Genomic DNA, 17,744 nt, shown 5'->3' on the forward strand with positions numbered 1-17,744 from the left:
TCTATAATACCATTACTGTGGAATAGATGAGTATTCCCAATATGGTTAATCCTCCAACCAATATCGGAGCATAAATACAGGGAACTTTCTTCATGGTCTTATATCCACTGACTTTCAGGAAGAGGCGATATACAATGTATGCTGCAATCAATCCGATAAGCGTACCTGCCAGAAGGTCACCCGGATAATGTACTCCCAGGTAAATGCGTGAATAGCAGGTCAGCAGTGCCCATCCCATTATAAACACGGTGAGCCATCGCTTACGGAAAAGGAACCAGATAAAGAATGCCAGCCCGAAAGTATTGGCAGCATGACAAGAGGGAAAACCATAACGCCCACCCCGATAACCATTTACAATATGTACCATTTCGGATATCGGATTTTCCTGATTAGCCGGGCGAAGACGCTCCACATAAGGACGTATCAATGTTGCACCTGTCTGGTCGGCAATGGTAATGACAAGTGCTAACCCAATCATGCAGAACAAAGTCACTTTCCAGTGGAAATTGCGCAGCATGACATACCAGATAGCAGCATACATAGGAACCCAAATCCATTTACCACTATATGCACTCATAAAATAATCAAAGAACGGACTGTGCATCCGGTTGATGGAGAGGAATATATCAGTATCAATATCGACTACCTGATTCAAAACGTCTAATAGCATCATCTTGTTTTATCTTTTAGCAATGTCATCATACAATTTCTGTAAATAAGCCTTGCCTGGCAGCAAGTTCTCTCCTTTCGCACTGCCTTCATCTACTGCTACAGCATCTGCTTCACAGTTAAATATCAGCAGGTTTTCCGGTGTTACCATACCGAAAAGATCCGGAACTGCAAAAAAAGCAAAGTGAGGAGAAGCAGGATTCAGCATGTCTTTGCTGAATACAAACTTCTGATGAGGCAAGGATAATTGTGCCAACAAAGTAGCAGCAATATCATGTTGGGAACCGTACACATCAATACGTCTTGGTTCGCTAATTGCACCGCCAACCAACAACAGAGGTATCTGATAGCGGTCTACCGACTGATTATTCAATTGTTCGGGATATGCCCCCAGATGGTCGGGCACAAAAACTATTACCGTATTCTTCCACTGCGGCAATTCACGGAAACGCTTCACAAAGTCACCTACACAACTGTCAGTATAGGCAAAAGCATTCAAACGATCATTCGCCAGACGACGATAGGGAACCTCAAAAGGCTCATGACTGCTGGAGGTCTGCAATACCCGGTAGAACGGACGGGGATTATCTGCCGTAATTGTATCCGCCGCTTCAGCCTTTATATCTTCCAACAGACGATTGAAGACAAGATGATCGTGTGCCCCCCATTTACTCAAACGCTCTGATACGGAGAAGTCCTGATCCGAAACAATACCTTCAAAACCGGAAGACATCAGGTAAGAACGCATATTCGTAAAGTCGGCATCACCCCCATAATAATATTTGGTACGGTATCCGGCATCGCGCAGACTGCCTGCAATAGCAGGAAGATTCTGGGTCTTGCGGGGGTACTTCATGATACTGGTGGTAGGCTGTGCTGGATAACCGCTCAGAATGGATACCAATCCACGGTCTGTACGGAAGCTATTGGCAAAAAAATTCGTAAAGAGTACTCCTTCACTTGCCAGGCTATCCATCTGCACGGCAATGTCCGGTTCTCCTCCCAGAGTGGTCATCAACTTAGATGAGAAACTCTCCAGTATGACGAAAATGACATTCGGACGTTCTGTTTTGAATAAAGCCGTACGCAAAGTATCGGGAACTACCGCAGTGCTATCCAGTACCTGCGGATCTACCAGCTTCTTCATCAGTTCATCTGCCTGTGCCGCTTCCATAAAACGGTATTGTTTACTGAAATCTTTTTGCTTGGAAAGAGATTCCATCAAGCTGAACGCCGGATTGATAGCTGCATGATTCAGTCGTTGGTTAGAACTGAAATAGGCTTTACCAGTGTTCATCGTAGAAACGGTGAAGCCACCACGGATAGGAATAAAAAGCAGGGCAGTAAGTAACAACATGATACCCGATACGGACAGACGGCGATAAGGCAACTTCAGCCTTTTCCAAATGCCTTTCTGTACCCAAAGGAAAATCACGTAAAGTAAGGATGCATATATGATCATGGCCACTATTCCGCCTGTCATCTGCCATATATTCATGCTGGCAAATGCATCTTTAGGAGAAGAGAAGAAATAGAAGAGCGGGGTGGCATCCAAACGGAATCCCCAATACTCATATAAACCTAAATCAACAATGAAAATGACAGCGAGTAAAATAGCAATGAAGAAATAATAACCATTCCAGATACTACGGAGTGTCTTGGAAAGTGTCCAGGCGGACGCAATAAAAAGTAATCCGGGGATAGCCGTTAAATATCCGGCCAGTGAGAGGTCAAGGGGTAAACCATTCCAGATAACCAGGAAAGGATCTGTCCAGGAAGTACCTGCATACAAAGAACTGTAGTAAAGTATAAATAACGGTTTCTGCAATATAAAGATACAGACGAAAAGGATGTACGTCTTTATCAATCCTATAAGCCTTTCTTTCATCAGCTTTTTCTTGTTTTATATTTATATTGAGCGCAAAAATAGTTGTTTTATTCTATTTTACGCCAATATTGTTCAAGAAAACCGTGAAAGATAGGCTTATAAGAGTATTTTTATTATCCGTTTACACGTTTATAGTCTTCCAGGAACTTTTTCAGTCCGGAATCCGTCAATGGATGATTAAGCAGGCCTTTAATGGCAGACAATGGACAAGTTGCTACATCGGCACCTACTTCAATGCATTGCATTATGTGTGCTGTATGACGAATAGAAGCCGCAAGAACTTGTGTGGTATAGCCGTAATACCGATACATTTCCACAATCTTACCTACCAGTGCAATACCATCCTCACAGATATCATCCAGACGTCCCACAAACGGAGATACATAAGTAGCTCCCGCTTTGGCAGCCAGCAAAGCTTGTCCTACAGAAAATACCAATGTGCAATTGGTACGAATACCTTTGGAAGTGAAATATTTGATAGCCTTGATACCATCTGCGATACAGGGAACTTTTACTACGATATGCGGGTTGAGTGCGGCAAGCTCTTCGCCTTCCTTAATCATACCTTCATACTCCGTAGCAATTACCTCGGCACTGACATCACCTTGTACGATATTGCAGATATCCACATAGTGTTTCCGCTGATTATCTACTCCTTTGATGCCCTCTTTCGCCATAAGCGAAGGGTTGGTGGTCACTCCATCGAGAACGCCCATATCATAGGCTTCCTTGATCTGGTCTAAATTTGCAGTGTCAATAAAGAATTTCATGGCATAAACTGTTTATTGTGATTAAAATATAAATCGACATAAAATGAAATATCAAAATATGAAGCATATATAATATAAAAACAGATAGTTTAGTTAAATGTTTTCAGTTTATACCGTTTTATCCCAATAAAGAGGAAAACAAGGTAATAACCCAATAAACCCCGGCTGCCAGAAGACCACTCACCGGAATAGTCAACACCCAGGCAATCATCAGGCTTTTCGTTACACCCCAACGTACAGCAGAAAGCCGTTTAGTAGCACCAACTCCAATAATAGCTCCGGTAATTGTATGTGTAGTGCTAACCGGAATCTTTAAAAACTCCGTAAGATACAGGGTAAAGGCACCGGCAGTTTCTGCAACAACACCTTCCAAAGGTGTTACCTTCGTTATTCTGGTACCCATTGTTTTCACAATCTTCCATCCACCGGACATCGTGCCAAGCGAAATAGCAGTAAAGCAGGAAAAAGCGACCCAATCCGGCAAATCCTCAATACTGTTTATTCCCATGCCTAAACCTTCTGAATGAGCAGCTATCATAGCTGCCGCTATAATACCCATTACCTTCTGTGAATCATTCAGGCCGTGCCCTATACTAAACATTGCCGAAGACACCAGTTGCAATTTCTTGAACCAAACCTCGGCCGTATGGGGATGTGCACGTCGGCAAGCATATAAAACCAATAAGGTAAATCCGAAAGCAACAATCATTCCTATCAAAGGAGCCAGAAAAATAAAGGCTGCGATTTTCAGAATGATATTGAGTTGAATGGCATCGAAACCGTGAGCCATAATAGCAGCTCCTGCAAATCCACCGATAAGGGTATGCGAAGAAGATGAAGGAATGCCTCTCCACCAGGTAAACAGATTCCATGCAATAGCAGCGATCACTCCCGATAAAATAATCGGTAGTGTGATATACTGTTCCACCACAGTCTTAGACACCGTGTTAGCTATACCGAAACCTCCAATCAGATACTTGGCAATAAAGAATGCAACAAAATTAAAAAAAGCTGCCCATATTACTGCCTGAAAAGGAGTAAGAACTTTGGTTGATACAATGGTAGCTATTGAATTTGCTGCATCGTGGAAACCATTGATATAATCGAATATCAGAGCCAATACAATAATTATTACTAATAATTCCATGTTCTCAGCTTCTTCTATGCGTATTTGATAATCAGGTTCTTCAATATCTTACCCACATGTTCTGCCACATCGGTCGTTTTTTCCAGTTCATGCATGATCTCTTTTATTTTAATGAGTTCAATGCAATCCTTTTCTTCTTCAAAAAGTTTCGTGATAAAGAGTTCATATACATCATCTGCCTGATTTTCTATATCATGCAACTTATTGCAGTATCCACGTAATGCCGCCGGTTTCTTGCGAAAAGTCTCCAATTCATCCATTGCTTTACCAATGCAAACAGCCTCTTGCTGAATCAAGCGGCTAAGTTCCTTTCCACTATCAGAGATCGGGTGGGGATTATAAATATGAATACGTTTGGCGCAACTATTTATCCCATCTATAACATCATCCATAGTTGATGCCAAAGCATGAATATCTTCACGATCAAAAGGAGTAATAAAAGTGGTTCCAAGTTCGTCAAGGATTAAGTGGGTCAATTTGTCTCCTTCACGTTCCAGGTCTTTTATTCTTTTATAATAATCAGCTCTCTCTTCCAGTTTATCATGTTGCAGACTTTCAACTAAAAGAGCCGATGATGCAGTCAAAATCTCAGACAGTTGTTTCAACAAAGGAAAGAATTTAGGTTCTTTGGGAGTAAACCTACTAAAAAAGGAATTTTTCATAAGAATAAATGTATCTAATTATTTTTGTTTCTTTGATTTCATTTTTGCGCGTGCCACCTCTATTATGGCAGGCAATATGGAAATTACGATGATTGCTACGATCAGCAGTTTAAGATTCTCTTGTACCACCGGAAGGTCTCCGAAGAAATACCCGGCATAACAGAAAAGCGCTACCCAAGCAGCTCCTCCCACCAGATTGTATACCATGAAATAGTAATAATGCATCTTCCCCATTCCAGCTACAAATGGAGCAAAAGTGCGCACAATGGGAACAAACCTTGCTATGATTATAGTCTTACCACCATATTTTTTATAAAATTCATGTGTCTTATCCAAATGACTTTGCTTGAATATTCTGGAATTGGGATTATTAAACAACTTGCGCCCAAAGAGATGCCCTATCATATAGTTACAAGAATCTCCCAACACAGCAGCAAAAAACAAAATCAAAGCAAGGATATTTACTTCAAGCGGAGTTCCGGGTAACGCAGCTATAGCCCCTGCCACAAAAAGCAATGAATCCCCCGGAAGGAAAGGAGTAACCACCAAACCCGTTTCACAAAAAACGATTATGAATAATATTACATAAGTCCAAGTGTGATATTCCTGCACAATGTTTATCATATATTGATCAATGTGAAGAATAAAATCTAATATAAATTCCATTACATATTGATTATTAGCATATAAAATATATACATATCCCACAACAGAGGCAAAGCTCTCCAGCTATTCCCTGTGACAGAAATATATATGAATTGAAGTAATAAGAAGATTATAAGACACAAATGCCTTATAAAGAAAGGAAGATTTAAATAATAATATGTCTTAAAGCATAGATATAATATCTACTGGAATATTGAGTAAGTGAAATAGGATGTGGAAAAGAAATTCTTTTTTCTTCGGGAAGTAAGACTTTTATGGATTTAACGATCTTAGCTACAACAGAAAATGCATTGAACCTTAAAAGCTGTGAGGAAGGAACATTCGTACGTGAAACAGATGTTGCTATATTTCCAATAGCCTTACCTGCATATTCTCCACCATAAACCACCTTTTTACATTGCTCGGCATCCGCACTAGATACATTACATTCCGTTTTTCCCGGTTGCAGTTCCGTTAGACGAAGTTCTTTATACTCCTTCACATCACCGGATACAGATTCGAATCCTGATATAAGGAATACACCTAACAATATACAACACAAAAGTACATACTTCGCCATAACGGCTGCAAATATAAAAAGTATTTTTCAGAGATAAATCATTTTAGTTCTTTATCTTGCAAACCTCTTTCATTCTTTTCCGGGCAATGTATACAAAAAGAGCGGATCGTCATACATGTAACATACCTGATACAATAACTTCCCATCTGATATAACCCTGCCCCAATGGTCAAGTTTATAACGTGCCACCGGATTACCACCCCAATCATATTGTTCTACAAAGATATATCCATCACCTTTACCATTCTCACGCGATACCTGAAGCGGAGTACGTCCGCTATAAGTAAGGAAGAAGTAATCGTCAGTAGCAGATATTCCCCAATAATAGGTCACATTATCCGGGCCTAATGTAAGTATATCATTCTTGGCTTCCACGCCGTCAGCATCAAAAGTAATATCCCGTACAACCTGAGCAGATGTATCCATTATCAGGATTTTACGAAAATATTTATAAGCATATACCATCCGGTTACCGGAAGGTGAAACAATAAAATCACCGATATACGGACTCCAGGAACGATGTTTCTTGCTAAATGCAAGATTATATATCTGTTCCGTCTGCAAACTGTCTCCCTGATAAACAGTACGAATAATAGCCTTTCCTCTCGGCACATTATCAGCATAATAGAAAGTATCCCGGGAAACTGCACATATCTGCCGGTTTGAATAAGAAGAACCTTTGATCGATTTAAAGGTAAAAGGAAAAGGTTTCAATACCCCCGTTGTATCAGTTTCAAACAGTTGCATAGTCCCCGTCTCATAAACATATGTACCGGGGGCAGATACACCTGAAGATACCAAATGAGGAAAGTTAAATTCATTAGGTCCATTTCCTCCTATTCCGAAAGAAGTGATATAACGGAAATCCGGCAAACGATACCAGTGGAAGAAACAGTTCAGACCTTCGTCTGCCGATTTCACTACTTCAACCGTTCCATCCGGACGACGGGTATAGGACATAGCAGGGCGATTCTGCAAAAGGAAATACCCATCTCTAATTAACATTTCCGGCTCTGCCATTTTGAAGATGGGACCTTCCTCATCCAGTATCTGATGGGTACCTGTCAATTCTATTAGTTCTCCGAAGTCCTCATCTTTTAATATCACACTTCCAGCCACCAGAGGAGCATCTTGTATTATCTTTGGAGTTTCTACAACAATCGTATCGTTCGCCTCCTGTTGCTTCTGCTCTGCCCGCGACTTGCAGGCAGAGAGAAACAATAGAGACAGCAATATAATGTAAAGTAAGTGTTTCATTTATTATTTCAACTTGGCGTACAGAATATAGTTATTATCATTCTCATGAATACTATCTGCCAATTTCTGTAAACGCTCCCGATCGGCAGCCGGAATATCTTTAGCACCTGCCAAGTACTTTTCCAATGTTTCTTTCAGAGTTACAGGCTCCATATTGGCAGTATAATATCCGTTTGAACAACTGTACGGAAACCAGGGAATAGGCAGATTACCCAGATAGTCATTCTCTACCTTATAGAAAGCACCTTTCAAAGATTGTTTGTCCATGATAAAATCGGCCGGCACTTCTGTGGTGAAATTATTTTCATCCAATTGTTTTTCCACAGATGTACTTCCCAGGAAATGACGCGGCAGTTCCTTGTAATCATGAATGGGAATTTCTTTCTTAGCAAAATCCATAGTGAAACGAGGATTCAAACGCCCGTTGGCATAATGATAGAGACTGTCCGGACGACGTTCCCAAAATACAAAAAGAGACACATCAAAGTCTCCACCATTTTTATTGCTATACACTTCATTGCTGAAGTCCGGCTTTATGGCTAAATGACGTGAACGTATCGTATCTTGTATTTCTCCATCGAACTTCTGAGTCCATGCCACATACGGCAAATATTCAAAAGGTAAAAGGAATACAGACAACAGAGAGTCTTTCGTATTGGCTTTGAAAACGCCTTTCGGCACCAAACCGGGCAATGGAATACTCTGCACAGCCTGTCCTTTCAAATCATAAGCCAGCAAAGATTTAGCATTCCAGGGAAGTAAATATATACGTCCACCAGCTTCATCTATCTGAGCATCATAAATCAGCTGATACTCACCGGGCCCTTGTCCGAAAGCTCCCACATTAGCAAGAAATTTCCCTGATTTATCAAAAAGTTTAAAAGGAGTCTGATCTTTACCCCATACTAATATATAATTGTCGGAAACAATCACATTTCGCACAGGTACCAATGCCTCATCCCGATTGTCCAACTTCACAATTTGCAATTCATCTGCAAAATAACTCAACGGAAGTACCACAGTATCTTTCAATGCCGACAGGTCACAAACCCATATAGAATCTCCGTTTACAACCTCCACTGAACCCGCTATCGGCTGTGTGTCCAATGCTGAACTTTTCTGAGTTTGTCCTCCATCCGAACAGGAACTCAGCCCCAAAATAAACATTAGGCTTGCCAGCCATCTAACACTTTTCCATTGCTTGTTTTTCATATTCTTATTTTTTACGTGAAACAATAAGACAAAGATAGCTGCCTTGGGAAGGAGAAGCAAATTATCCTATAGACAAAATTGGCAGATTGCATCACACATAAAACGCTGATTTTAAAAAGATTAAACCTTTAACAGCTAAAATAAGTATAGACAAAAATTCAAAAACGGCGCAAGAAATCATCTAAAGTCTCATTATTTTCCGTCAATCCCAACTTATCTCGTTTCATGCGTTGTTTCTTGCGACTAATCGAGGTGCGACTGATACAATAGATATCAGACAAATCTTTGATACTAACATTTATTTTCACCAGGCAACAGAAATATATATCCTTCATACTTAATCCCGGAAACGCTTCTAACAGCCTCACAGAAAAACGATCATAACTTCCGTCTACCGTTTGACGTATGTCTTCCCACTCTTCATCAGATAAGGCTATACGCCTATTTTGACTATCACTCTCTTCCTCGGAAGCCTCTTCTTCTTTCTCCAAAGAAGGGATTTTATGAAATGACTTCATTCGTCGGAAAAGCGACTCACGAAGCATACCCTCTTTTTCACGTAGCATATTCAACTCCTCTGATTGCTGCAATAGTTGCTCCGTCTGGCTCAGCCGCAGAGATTGCTCACGCCAAAGTTGCTTATACATCTGGCGTTTGCGACGCTGCCAAACAATATAACCTACCGCAAATGCTACGACAAAACAAAGCCCTAAACTCAAAAGCCAGATTTCACGCCTCTGCTTATCTATTTTCAGACGATTCAGTTCATTTTCGAGCTTAGCCTTTTCGTATTGTGTCCGATTTTCAAAACCTTCTTCTCTCCTCAACTCATTTACAAGATGCTCATTAGCAGCAAGTGCTGCATAGAAAGAACAGCTATCTTTTCCCTGTGAAAAATACAACATTTTCAACCGTCTGGATGCCTCTGCTGCAACCCATCGATTTAATGATATAGATGCTGTACGGTAATAAGTAACAGCCGAATCGTATTCATTGACACCTGCCCAAAGATTTCCTTTTGCCAAATGATAGTAGGGTACTACTTTCCTATCATTCATATTCTTCCGTATTAAATCCAATACTAACACTCCTTCCCGAAAACGTCCGGCAGCAGCATAAGCGTTGGCCACTTCCTGACAAATAGAGCTATATTGCCATTCATTTGCCATACGACTGGCTTTCAAAAAATAGGGCATAGCCTCATCTAACATCCCTCTTGACGAATAAATAAAAGCAATGAAACGATTCACCTGCGCTTTGTCCCCCTCACGTTTAAAAAAGTTTTCAGCCAATTGCATGTAAAACAAGACACTATCCATATTGGCGGAGTTATGAGAAGCTACTCTTCCTTTATTAAACAAGTTTAAACCAATTGCAAAAGAATCAGGCACTATCCGGGAAGAGTCAGCGTCCAGTGCTTTCCCTCCTCTCCCGCAAGAAAGAAGGACAATTAGCATCAAAAGCAAGAGTAGCAGTTTCTTCATAGTATTGAACGATTACCGATTACGCTTCAGGAATATACGATCTGAAATAGTGGCGGGTAACTCCCTCTCATAGTGAGTAACCATAATCATCGTTTTATCCTGCCGACGGCAAAAGGCTTCGATAACTTTCTTCACCCGGCGACGGTTATAAGTATCCAAGCCATGCAAAGGCTCATCCAATATCAGCAACTCCGGATCTTTAACAAAAGCCCGTGCCAAGAGCGCCAGACGTTGTTCGCCACTGGATAATTGCAAAAAAGGTTTATCTTTGAGGGCGGCAATACCAAAAATATCCATCCACCATTCACAAACAGACATTTGTTCCGCTTTCGGACGTTTATACAATCCGATACTGTCATGCAGACCGGAAGCAACAATCTCAATAGCCGGTAAATTCTTCAAATAAGCACGATGCATTTCAGGGCTGACATACCCGATGTGTTTCTTTATTTCCCAAATACTTTCACCCGTTCCCCGTTTTCTCCCGAACAGGCTGATATCACAAGCATACGATTGGGGGTTATCGGCACATACAAGGCTCAATAAAGTCGATTTTCCTGCTCCATTTTCTCCACTCAATGCCCATTTTTGACCACGCATCACCGTCCAGTCCAGTTCCTTCAAAATGATGCGGTCACCATAGCGGATACTGACTTTATTCAGTTTTACCACTTCGTCGGAAACATAATTAGTATTATCATAAGGCAAGTCGATAATGCGTTGTTGCAAATCTTCGGGTACAGGTATATCTGCGTTCCGGAATATGGTAAGGTATTGATCACGTGACATCATCTGTCCTACTGTACGATTTGCTATCGGCAGTACTTTATCTATATATACGGGAACATCATCCATCATAGAGAGTATCAGGACAAGTTGCACGGTAGACCGTTTGGCTAATCCTTCCAACAGAGTATTCAGCAACTCACGAGTCTGTGCATCCAATCCAATGAAAGGGTTATCCATGATAAGCACACGAGGAACAGTAAGTAATGCTTTCACTAACTGAAATTTGCGCAACTCGCCGCTGGAAAGAAGAATCATCGGCTTATCCAGCATAGGTTCAATGCGAAATAAATCGAAAAGTTCTTGTTTCAGAGCCTCATCCCTAACCGTTCCCAACATATCTTTAACTAATGGTACATCATCATGATCATGAGTATTCCAACGTTGTTGATAATAATAATTAGCATCCGCCGAACCGTATGTATCACGGAAAGCAATGTATTTGATATTATCATAAGCCGTTTGTGATGCGGAAGGGGAAAAGTCATAAATAAGCATCCCGTCTTTCAATGGATATTTCCCGATAAGCATATCTACCAAAAGGCTCTTTCCTGAGCCGTTAGGCCCTACAATGGCAATGTGCTCATCTGCAGGAAAAGATACGGAAGCAGGTGCAGCCAATCGTACAAGCGGATTACGGGCCACCCCGCCCTTCAAAGATATAGTATATGATTGCATCATTGGAGACATATTTTGTTTTGTAATGCCGCAAAGATACCAAGTTTTCCGGTTTTACTTACTCAAACAAACAGGCTGTTTGCGCAAATTGTCTATTTTTAAGTAAGTAATCTGAAAATAGAACTGACAATATAGCATCATTTATAGAAAAGTTATCGCCCCTGTCAGTATTGTTACTAACAGGGGCGATAACTTTATAGATACTAATTCTTACTTATAAATGATGAGTGCAGATTGTGCCGGAATCATAACTTCCGAACCATAAAGTGTACCCAGTCCATTTTCATTTATAAATCCGTCCTTGCACACCACCGTGTATTTACCTTCAGGCACAACCAGCTTTGCAGGCTCTTTACGAGAATTCAGTGCCACGATAATATTTTCCCAAACATCTCTGTTAGCATTCTCTTTCAAGCGATATGCAACCAGATTATTACCCTCTACCGGAAGGAATTCCAAATGCTTGCGCACCAGTTCCGCATCTCCCATACGGAAAGCAGGATGATTTTTACGCAACTGTATCAAACCTTTATAATAAGCAAATACATCAGCATATTCAGCTTTGCGTTTCCAATCGATCGCATTGATAGAATCAGGACTCTGATAACTGTTATGTACCCCTTTCTTATCACGCATCACTTCCTCACCTGCATAAATAAACGGTATGCCTTGTGAAGTAAATACCGCCGTCTGTGCCAGTTTATCCAACTTGACAAGTTCCTGCGGCGTAATGTCTGGAATACTCGCATTAAGCCTGTCTACCAAGCACATATCATCATGGCAGGATACATAGCTGATCATCTGTGTTGGCTGTTCAGCCCACGAAGCCTTACTGTAATTCACTGAGTCATTATCCACCTGCGGATGCTTGATGGCACCCACAATACCAAACTTAACACTCTCCTCTCCACCAGGAAGTCCGGCAAGGAAAGCACCTTTGTGGTTATCATTGAACGGACCACGCAGAGCATCACGCATTTCATCGGAGAAAGCAGCGATACCGGGCATCCGATACGTATTCATCTTCATAGCCAAAGAATCTTCCGGCATCTGGGGAGCCTTAGCCGCCCAGCCTTCACCATAAATAATGATACTCGGATCAACCGCCGTAGCAGCCTTGCGGATTTCATTCATTGTGGTAATATCATGAATTCCCATCAGGTCAAAGCGGAATCCATCAAGATGGTATTCATTAAGCCAGTGTAACACAGACTCTACCATATATTTCCGCATCATAGGACGGTTACTTGCCGTTTCATTACCACAGGCAGAACCATCTGCAAAGCTACCATCCGGCATCTGGCGATAAAAATACCCCGGTACCGTACGTTCAAAATTACTCTCAGCTGTGTTAAATGTATGATTATATACCACATCCAGCACTACCCTAATACCTGCCTTATGCAAAGCCTGTACCATTTGCTTGAATTCCTTGATACGGATAGAAGGATCATAAGGATCAGTAGAGTACGAACCGTCAGGTACATTATAGTTCTGCGGATCATATCCCCAATTATATTTATTTTCATCCAATTTCGTTTCATCCACCGAAGCATAGTCATAGGACGGCAGAATATGAACATGTGTCACACCCAGTTCTTTCAAATGATCGATGCCGGTTGCCAGCTTCTCAGGGCTAAGTGTACCCTCTTCCGTCAGTGCCAGGAATTTACCTTTATGCTGAATGCCCGATGAAGGATCAATAGAGAAGTCACGGTGATGCATTTCATAAATAACAGCATCGGCCGGAGAAGCCAAAGCAGGACGCTTATCTTGTGCCCAACCTTCAGGATCGGTTGCTTTCATATCAATGATAGCAGCACGTTTTCCATTCACCCCTACTGCTTTCGCATTGATGCCCGGAGTGTCTCCCAGCCATTTATCCTTGATCTTCACATTAAATGTATAGAATTTCCCAATCAGGTCCTTTTCCACCTTTGCCGTCCAGGTTCCTTCCTTATCAGATACCATAGAAACAGTCTCATAAGCATGGCCGCCATCACCCGCATCAAACAGCATGAGGCGTACTTCATCGGCAGTCGGCGCCCACAATGTAAAATTCGTAACTTCGGGAGTATACTCCATTTCCGTCAAGCTGCCCGAACGAACGGGATACAACTCATAAGACGCGTACTCATTCTTTGCCGGGGCACAGCTGACAACTGTCGCTGTAGCTACTCCAATCAAGGCAAGTTCATTCAGTTTCATGGTGGTTATTTTAAGTTTTAAGTATTAAATATCATATCTTATTTCTTCACTTTATCCGGATTCTTGGCTATAAAGTCTTTCCATCCGTGATATCCTTTCTCTACTGTGGGACGCCCCATTTGCAGAAAATGGCAATAAGCAGCGGCCAACCCGTCCGTGGCATCCATGAATGTAGGCATATCCTCCTTTGCAAAGTGGAGCATGCGTTGCAACATATCCGCTACTTGCTCTTTGGAAGCCTGACCATTTCCTGTGATAGCCATTTTTATTTTAAGAGGGGCATATTCCGTAATAGGGATATCACGACTGAGGGCAGCAGCCATAGCAACTCCCTGAGCACGCCCCAGCTTCAACATAGATTGTACATTCTTGCCGAAAAAGGGAGCCTCAATAGCAAGTTCATCAGGCAGGTAACTCTCGATGATACTCAACACCCGTTCGTGTATATGGCGTAGTTTAAGGTAATGGTCACCAAGTTTGCGCAGGTCAATGATCCCCATAGCAATCATCTCAGGCTTTGTCCCCACCACACGCAGCACTCCATATCCCATAATGGTAGTACCGGGGTCAATACCTAAAATTATCTTTTCTTTGACCGGTTGTATCACTCTATTACCTCCATCAATGTAGGAAAGCCAACCACCTTATCCTGGAATATTTTAACCAGTTCTTCGTTCAACTTCACCCCTTGCTCCATGTGCCAGCGGTGCAGAATACCAGAGTTTTCCACTTCAAACTGAAGGGAATAGCATGTGCTACCCTCTTCACGATGGCTTAGTACGCGGACAATACGCGGTGTATGCAATGCACCGGTTTTCTCTACTTCGGGTAAATAGAATTCTTTTATCCAGATCAGGAAGTTATCTTCCTGTCCTTCTTCTACTTGATAGGTTGTATTATAGATCAGCATATTTTTTCTTTCAAATTGTTTCGCAAACATAGCAATTATTTCAGAATAATGCATTATATTTGCGCCACCAAAAAGAGAGAAAGCTCGCAAACGTTAGCGAAAGTTCGAAAAGGGGGGTTAGCTCATCTGGCTAGAGCGCGACACTGGCAGTGTCGAGGTGATCGGTTCGAGTCCGATACTCTCCACAAAACAAAAGCTGCATTCGGTTTTGAATGCAGCTTTTATTTTTATATCATTGTTTCACTGTAGTTTAAACGTCACAGGTACTGTAAACTTACAGCGTACAGGCACACCACGTTGTTTACCAGGTATCCATTTCGGCATAGTAGAAATTACACGAACTGCTTCTTTGTCCAGATAAGGATCGACACCTCTTATCACTTTCACATCTACAATACTTCCGTCTTTATTAACAACAAACTGCACCGTTACACGACCCTGAGTTCCATTCTCTTGTGGAATAGTAGGATATTTGATATTCTTGCCCAAGTATTGTAAAAGTCCGGCTGTGCCACCATCAGGAAATTGCGGATTTTCTTCCACAATCACAAAAATTTCATCTTCTACCACCACATCTTCATCCACTGTAACCGGTATGTGCTTAATTACTACATCTTCACCTGTTTCCTCCGAAGATGCAAAATTCGTTTCTTCTGCAGTAGCGTCATCATCTATTATCGTCAAAACATCATTAATAGGAGTTACCTGAGGAGGGGGTGGAGGAGTAACTTCAGGCTGCCTTGTAAGAGGGATCTCCATGTCCTGCTCAAATACATTCTCGTTGATACGACCACTCGTATCAACCCTGATGTCACGAGTCCATTCGAATGCAACGAACATGAAGGCGAGTACAGTTACATAACCGACAAGCAGCCACGTTGGCCTCTTGTTTTCCAGGTTTGCTTTGGGTGTTTTTTTGGTTTCCATAGTTTACAAATTAGTTACCGCATAATGTTTATTTGTTTAAATTGAACATTATACAGATGTTGTTAGTAATACGAAAACACTTGTGGCCACTATTTTCTGTATTAAAGGTAGTTGAATAACTGTTAAGTTGTTATCAAAGAGATTCATAAATATGCTTTTTTAATATCTGTTTGACAAAATTGCTTAGCAAAAAGATTATTTACGGCAGAATGCTTAAGAATAGTAAAAAAACAGCTACCTTTGCCGGACAAATTAATTCTAAAGATGAAACAAACTAAATCAGGAAAAAGTGACGTTATTTTGCGTACACTGAGCCCTTACGATCCGAAAGTACAACGCTATCTTTCCCTCTCTAAACAAATTGAGCAATTGATGAATAATGCAGAAGATGAAAATGACGCATGTATTTCTATTGAACTGGTAGCAGAATTCTGCGTGCTGCAGGAAGAGCTTTATCAGGAAGCACTAAAAAAGCACAAAAAAGAAGCCAACTAACCTTCTCCACTGCCGATATAACGAAGTACATAACAAAAACGGAAAGGTTCCGGGATATACCAAGTCCGTACCTACTCCTTACCTACTCCTTACCTACTCCTTACATAGTCCTTGTCTAAGGATAGGGAGAAGGTCCGGAGTTGGTAGGGAATGGGCAGGGAATTGGTAAGAATCAGACCTGCAAAACCTCCGGAAATAAATTCATTTTCATATCACACATAGGCTTTTTCCTTGTATCCGATTAATTTTATAAAAAGATTGCAACCGGAATCATGATAAAGTTGTATCTTTGCACCGTTTTATGTATTTCGGAAATAAATAATAACGACGATATGATAGATAAAATCAACCAGCTTCTGCAAGAAGTGGAAGCACTGAAAGCTGCCAACGCCGAGGAACTGGAAGCACTCCGCATTAAATTCCTTAGTAAAAAAGGTGCAATCAACGACTTGATGGCAGATTTCCGTAACGTGGCTGCCGAACAGAAGAAAGAAGTCGGCATGAGACTGAATGAACTGAAAAATAAGGCACAGGAAAAGATTGCTGCCCTGAAAGAACAGTTCGAAAGTCAGGATACGGGCTGTGATGATATTGATCTTACACGTTCCGCTTATCCGGTAGAATTGGGTACACGCCACCCGCTCACCATCGTAAAGAACGAAATCATCGATATATTTGCCCGTTTGGGATTCAGCATTGCCGAAGGTCCGGAAATTGAAGATGACTGGCATGTGTTCTCTGCATTGAATTTTGCCGAAGATCATCCTGCACGCGATATGCAGGATACTTTCTTCATCGAAGCTCATCCTGATATTGTATTACGTACACACACCTCATCCGTGCAAACCCGCGTAATGGAAGTTTCACAACCTCCTATCCGCATCATTTGCCCGGGACGTGTATATCGTAATGAAGCTATCAGCTACCGTGCACACTGTTTCTTCCATCAGGTAGAGGCTTTGTATGTAGACAAAGATGTATCTTTCACCGACTTGAAACAGGTATTGTTACTCTTTGCCAAAGAAATGTTTGGTGAAGACACTAAAATCCGTTTGCGCCCGTCTTACTTCCCGTTCACGGAACCCAGTGCGGAAATGGACATCAGCTGTAACATTTGCGGTGGAAAGGGTTGCCCGTTCTGTAAGCATACCGGCTGGGTTGAAATCCTCGGTTGCGGTATGGTAGATCCGAATGTATTGGAAAGCAACGGAATTGATAGTAAAGTATATAGCGGATATGCCCTCGGTATGGGTATCGAGCGTATTACGAACCTGAAATACCAGGTAAAGGACCTTCGTATGTTCTCTGAAAACGACACAAGATTCCTGAAAGAATTCGAAGCCGCTTACTAATAACCGACATATACCGGGCGAATGATTATCCGCTCCTACAATGATATACCATTCCGGATATCACAAAACAAGTA

The 17,744-nt window shown here is 41.5% G+C and carries 17 protein-coding genes and 1 tRNA gene; 3 read left to right on the plus strand and 15 right to left on the minus strand.

Going from position 1 to position 17,744, the window contains the following annotated elements:
* Position 1 precedes the first annotated feature (1 nt).
* The 14 genes from DW036_RS07485 to DW036_RS07550 all read right to left on the minus strand — a co-directional run bounded on the left by DW036_RS07485 (position 2) and on the right by DW036_RS07550 (position 14,896).
* Positions 2-673, minus strand: a complete 672-nt coding sequence (locus DW036_RS07485; protein ID WP_118462560.1) for a phosphatase PAP2 family protein — start codon at positions 671-673, stop codon at positions 2-4.
* 6 nt (positions 674-679) lie between these two features.
* Complete coding sequence (locus DW036_RS07490) at positions 680-2,557, minus strand: LTA synthase family protein (RefSeq protein ID WP_118462562.1); 1,878 nt, start codon at positions 2,555-2,557, stop codon at positions 680-682.
* Positions 2,558-2,670: 113 nt separating this feature from the next.
* Complete coding sequence (fsa, locus tag DW036_RS07495) at positions 2,671-3,327, minus strand: fructose-6-phosphate aldolase (RefSeq protein WP_118462564.1); 657 nt, start codon at positions 3,325-3,327, stop codon at positions 2,671-2,673.
* A 118-nt stretch (positions 3,328-3,445) separates the two neighbouring features.
* Complete coding sequence (locus tag DW036_RS07500; RefSeq protein ID WP_118462566.1) at positions 3,446-4,474, minus strand: inorganic phosphate transporter; 1,029 nt, start codon at positions 4,472-4,474, stop codon at positions 3,446-3,448.
* A 14-nt stretch (positions 4,475-4,488) separates the two neighbouring features.
* Positions 4,489-5,136, minus strand: a complete 648-nt coding sequence (locus DW036_RS07505; protein ID WP_118462569.1) for a DUF47 domain-containing protein — start codon at positions 5,134-5,136, stop codon at positions 4,489-4,491.
* Positions 5,137-5,154: 18 nt separating this feature from the next.
* Positions 5,155-5,802: a DedA family protein gene (locus tag DW036_RS07510; RefSeq protein ID WP_118463187.1), complete on the minus strand. Its 648-nt coding sequence runs from the start codon at positions 5,800-5,802 to the stop codon at positions 5,155-5,157.
* 145 nt (positions 5,803-5,947) lie between these two features.
* Positions 5,948-6,361 (minus strand): hypothetical protein, encoded by a 414-nt coding sequence (locus tag DW036_RS07515; protein ID WP_118462572.1) that lies wholly within the window; start codon positions 6,359-6,361, stop codon positions 5,948-5,950.
* 69 nt (positions 6,362-6,430) lie between these two features.
* Positions 6,431-7,618: a BF3164 family lipoprotein gene (locus DW036_RS07520; RefSeq protein WP_118462575.1), complete on the minus strand. Its 1,188-nt coding sequence runs from the start codon at positions 7,616-7,618 to the stop codon at positions 6,431-6,433.
* 3 nt (positions 7,619-7,621) lie between these two features.
* A complete protein-coding gene (locus DW036_RS07525; protein WP_118462578.1) occupies positions 7,622-8,830 on the minus strand; it encodes a 6-bladed beta-propeller in 1,209 nt (402 codons plus the stop codon).
* A gap of 158 nt (positions 8,831-8,988) precedes the next feature.
* Positions 8,989-10,314 carry a lipopolysaccharide assembly protein LapB gene (locus DW036_RS07530; protein WP_118462580.1) on the minus strand — a complete coding sequence of 442 codons (1,326 nt, stop codon included), beginning with the start codon at positions 10,312-10,314 and terminating at the stop codon, positions 8,989-8,991.
* A gap of 12 nt (positions 10,315-10,326) precedes the next feature.
* Positions 10,327-11,778: an ATP-binding cassette domain-containing protein gene (locus tag DW036_RS07535; protein WP_187374578.1), complete on the minus strand. Its 1,452-nt coding sequence runs from the start codon at positions 11,776-11,778 to the stop codon at positions 10,327-10,329.
* Positions 11,779-11,988: 210 nt separating this feature from the next.
* Entirely contained in the window at positions 11,989-13,986 is a 1,998-nt protein-coding gene (gene pulA, locus DW036_RS07540; RefSeq protein WP_118462586.1) for a type I pullulanase, read from the minus strand.
* Between the two features lie 38 nt (positions 13,987-14,024).
* A complete protein-coding gene (gene ruvC, locus DW036_RS07545; RefSeq protein ID WP_022392796.1) occupies positions 14,025-14,594 on the minus strand; it encodes a crossover junction endodeoxyribonuclease RuvC in 570 nt (189 codons plus the stop codon).
* Positions 14,591-14,896 (minus strand): DUF4286 family protein, encoded by a 306-nt coding sequence (locus DW036_RS07550; protein WP_118222565.1) that lies wholly within the window; start codon positions 14,894-14,896, stop codon positions 14,591-14,593. The genes ruvC and DW036_RS07550 overlap by 4 nt, the downstream gene beginning before the upstream one ends.
* 111 nt (positions 14,897-15,007) lie before the next feature.
* Between DW036_RS07550 and DW036_RS07555 the strand changes: the two genes are divergently transcribed.
* A tRNA-Ala gene (locus DW036_RS07555) sits at positions 15,008-15,081 on the plus strand.
* 55 nt (positions 15,082-15,136) lie between these two features.
* Here DW036_RS07555 and DW036_RS07560 read toward each other — a convergent pair.
* A complete protein-coding gene (locus tag DW036_RS07560) occupies positions 15,137-15,823 on the minus strand; it encodes an energy transducer TonB (RefSeq protein WP_118462589.1) in 687 nt (228 codons plus the stop codon).
* Positions 15,824-16,087: 264 nt separating this feature from the next.
* On the opposite strand from DW036_RS07560, the gene DW036_RS07565 reads away from it, so the two are divergent.
* Both DW036_RS07565 and pheS read left to right on the plus strand, forming a co-directional pair.
* Positions 16,088-16,318 carry a hypothetical protein gene (locus DW036_RS07565; protein ID WP_118463190.1) on the plus strand — a complete coding sequence of 77 codons (231 nt, stop codon included), beginning with the start codon at positions 16,088-16,090 and terminating at the stop codon, positions 16,316-16,318.
* 332 nt (positions 16,319-16,650) lie between these two features.
* Positions 16,651-17,670 carry a phenylalanine--tRNA ligase subunit alpha gene (gene pheS, locus DW036_RS07570; protein ID WP_022392806.1) on the plus strand — a complete coding sequence of 340 codons (1,020 nt, stop codon included), beginning with the start codon at positions 16,651-16,653 and terminating at the stop codon, positions 17,668-17,670.
* Positions 17,671-17,744 lie beyond the last annotated feature (74 nt).

The sequence above is a fragment of the Bacteroides sp. AF39-11AC genome (assembly GCF_003474285.1).
Taxonomy (GTDB): domain Bacteria; phylum Bacteroidota; class Bacteroidia; order Bacteroidales; family Bacteroidaceae; genus Bacteroides.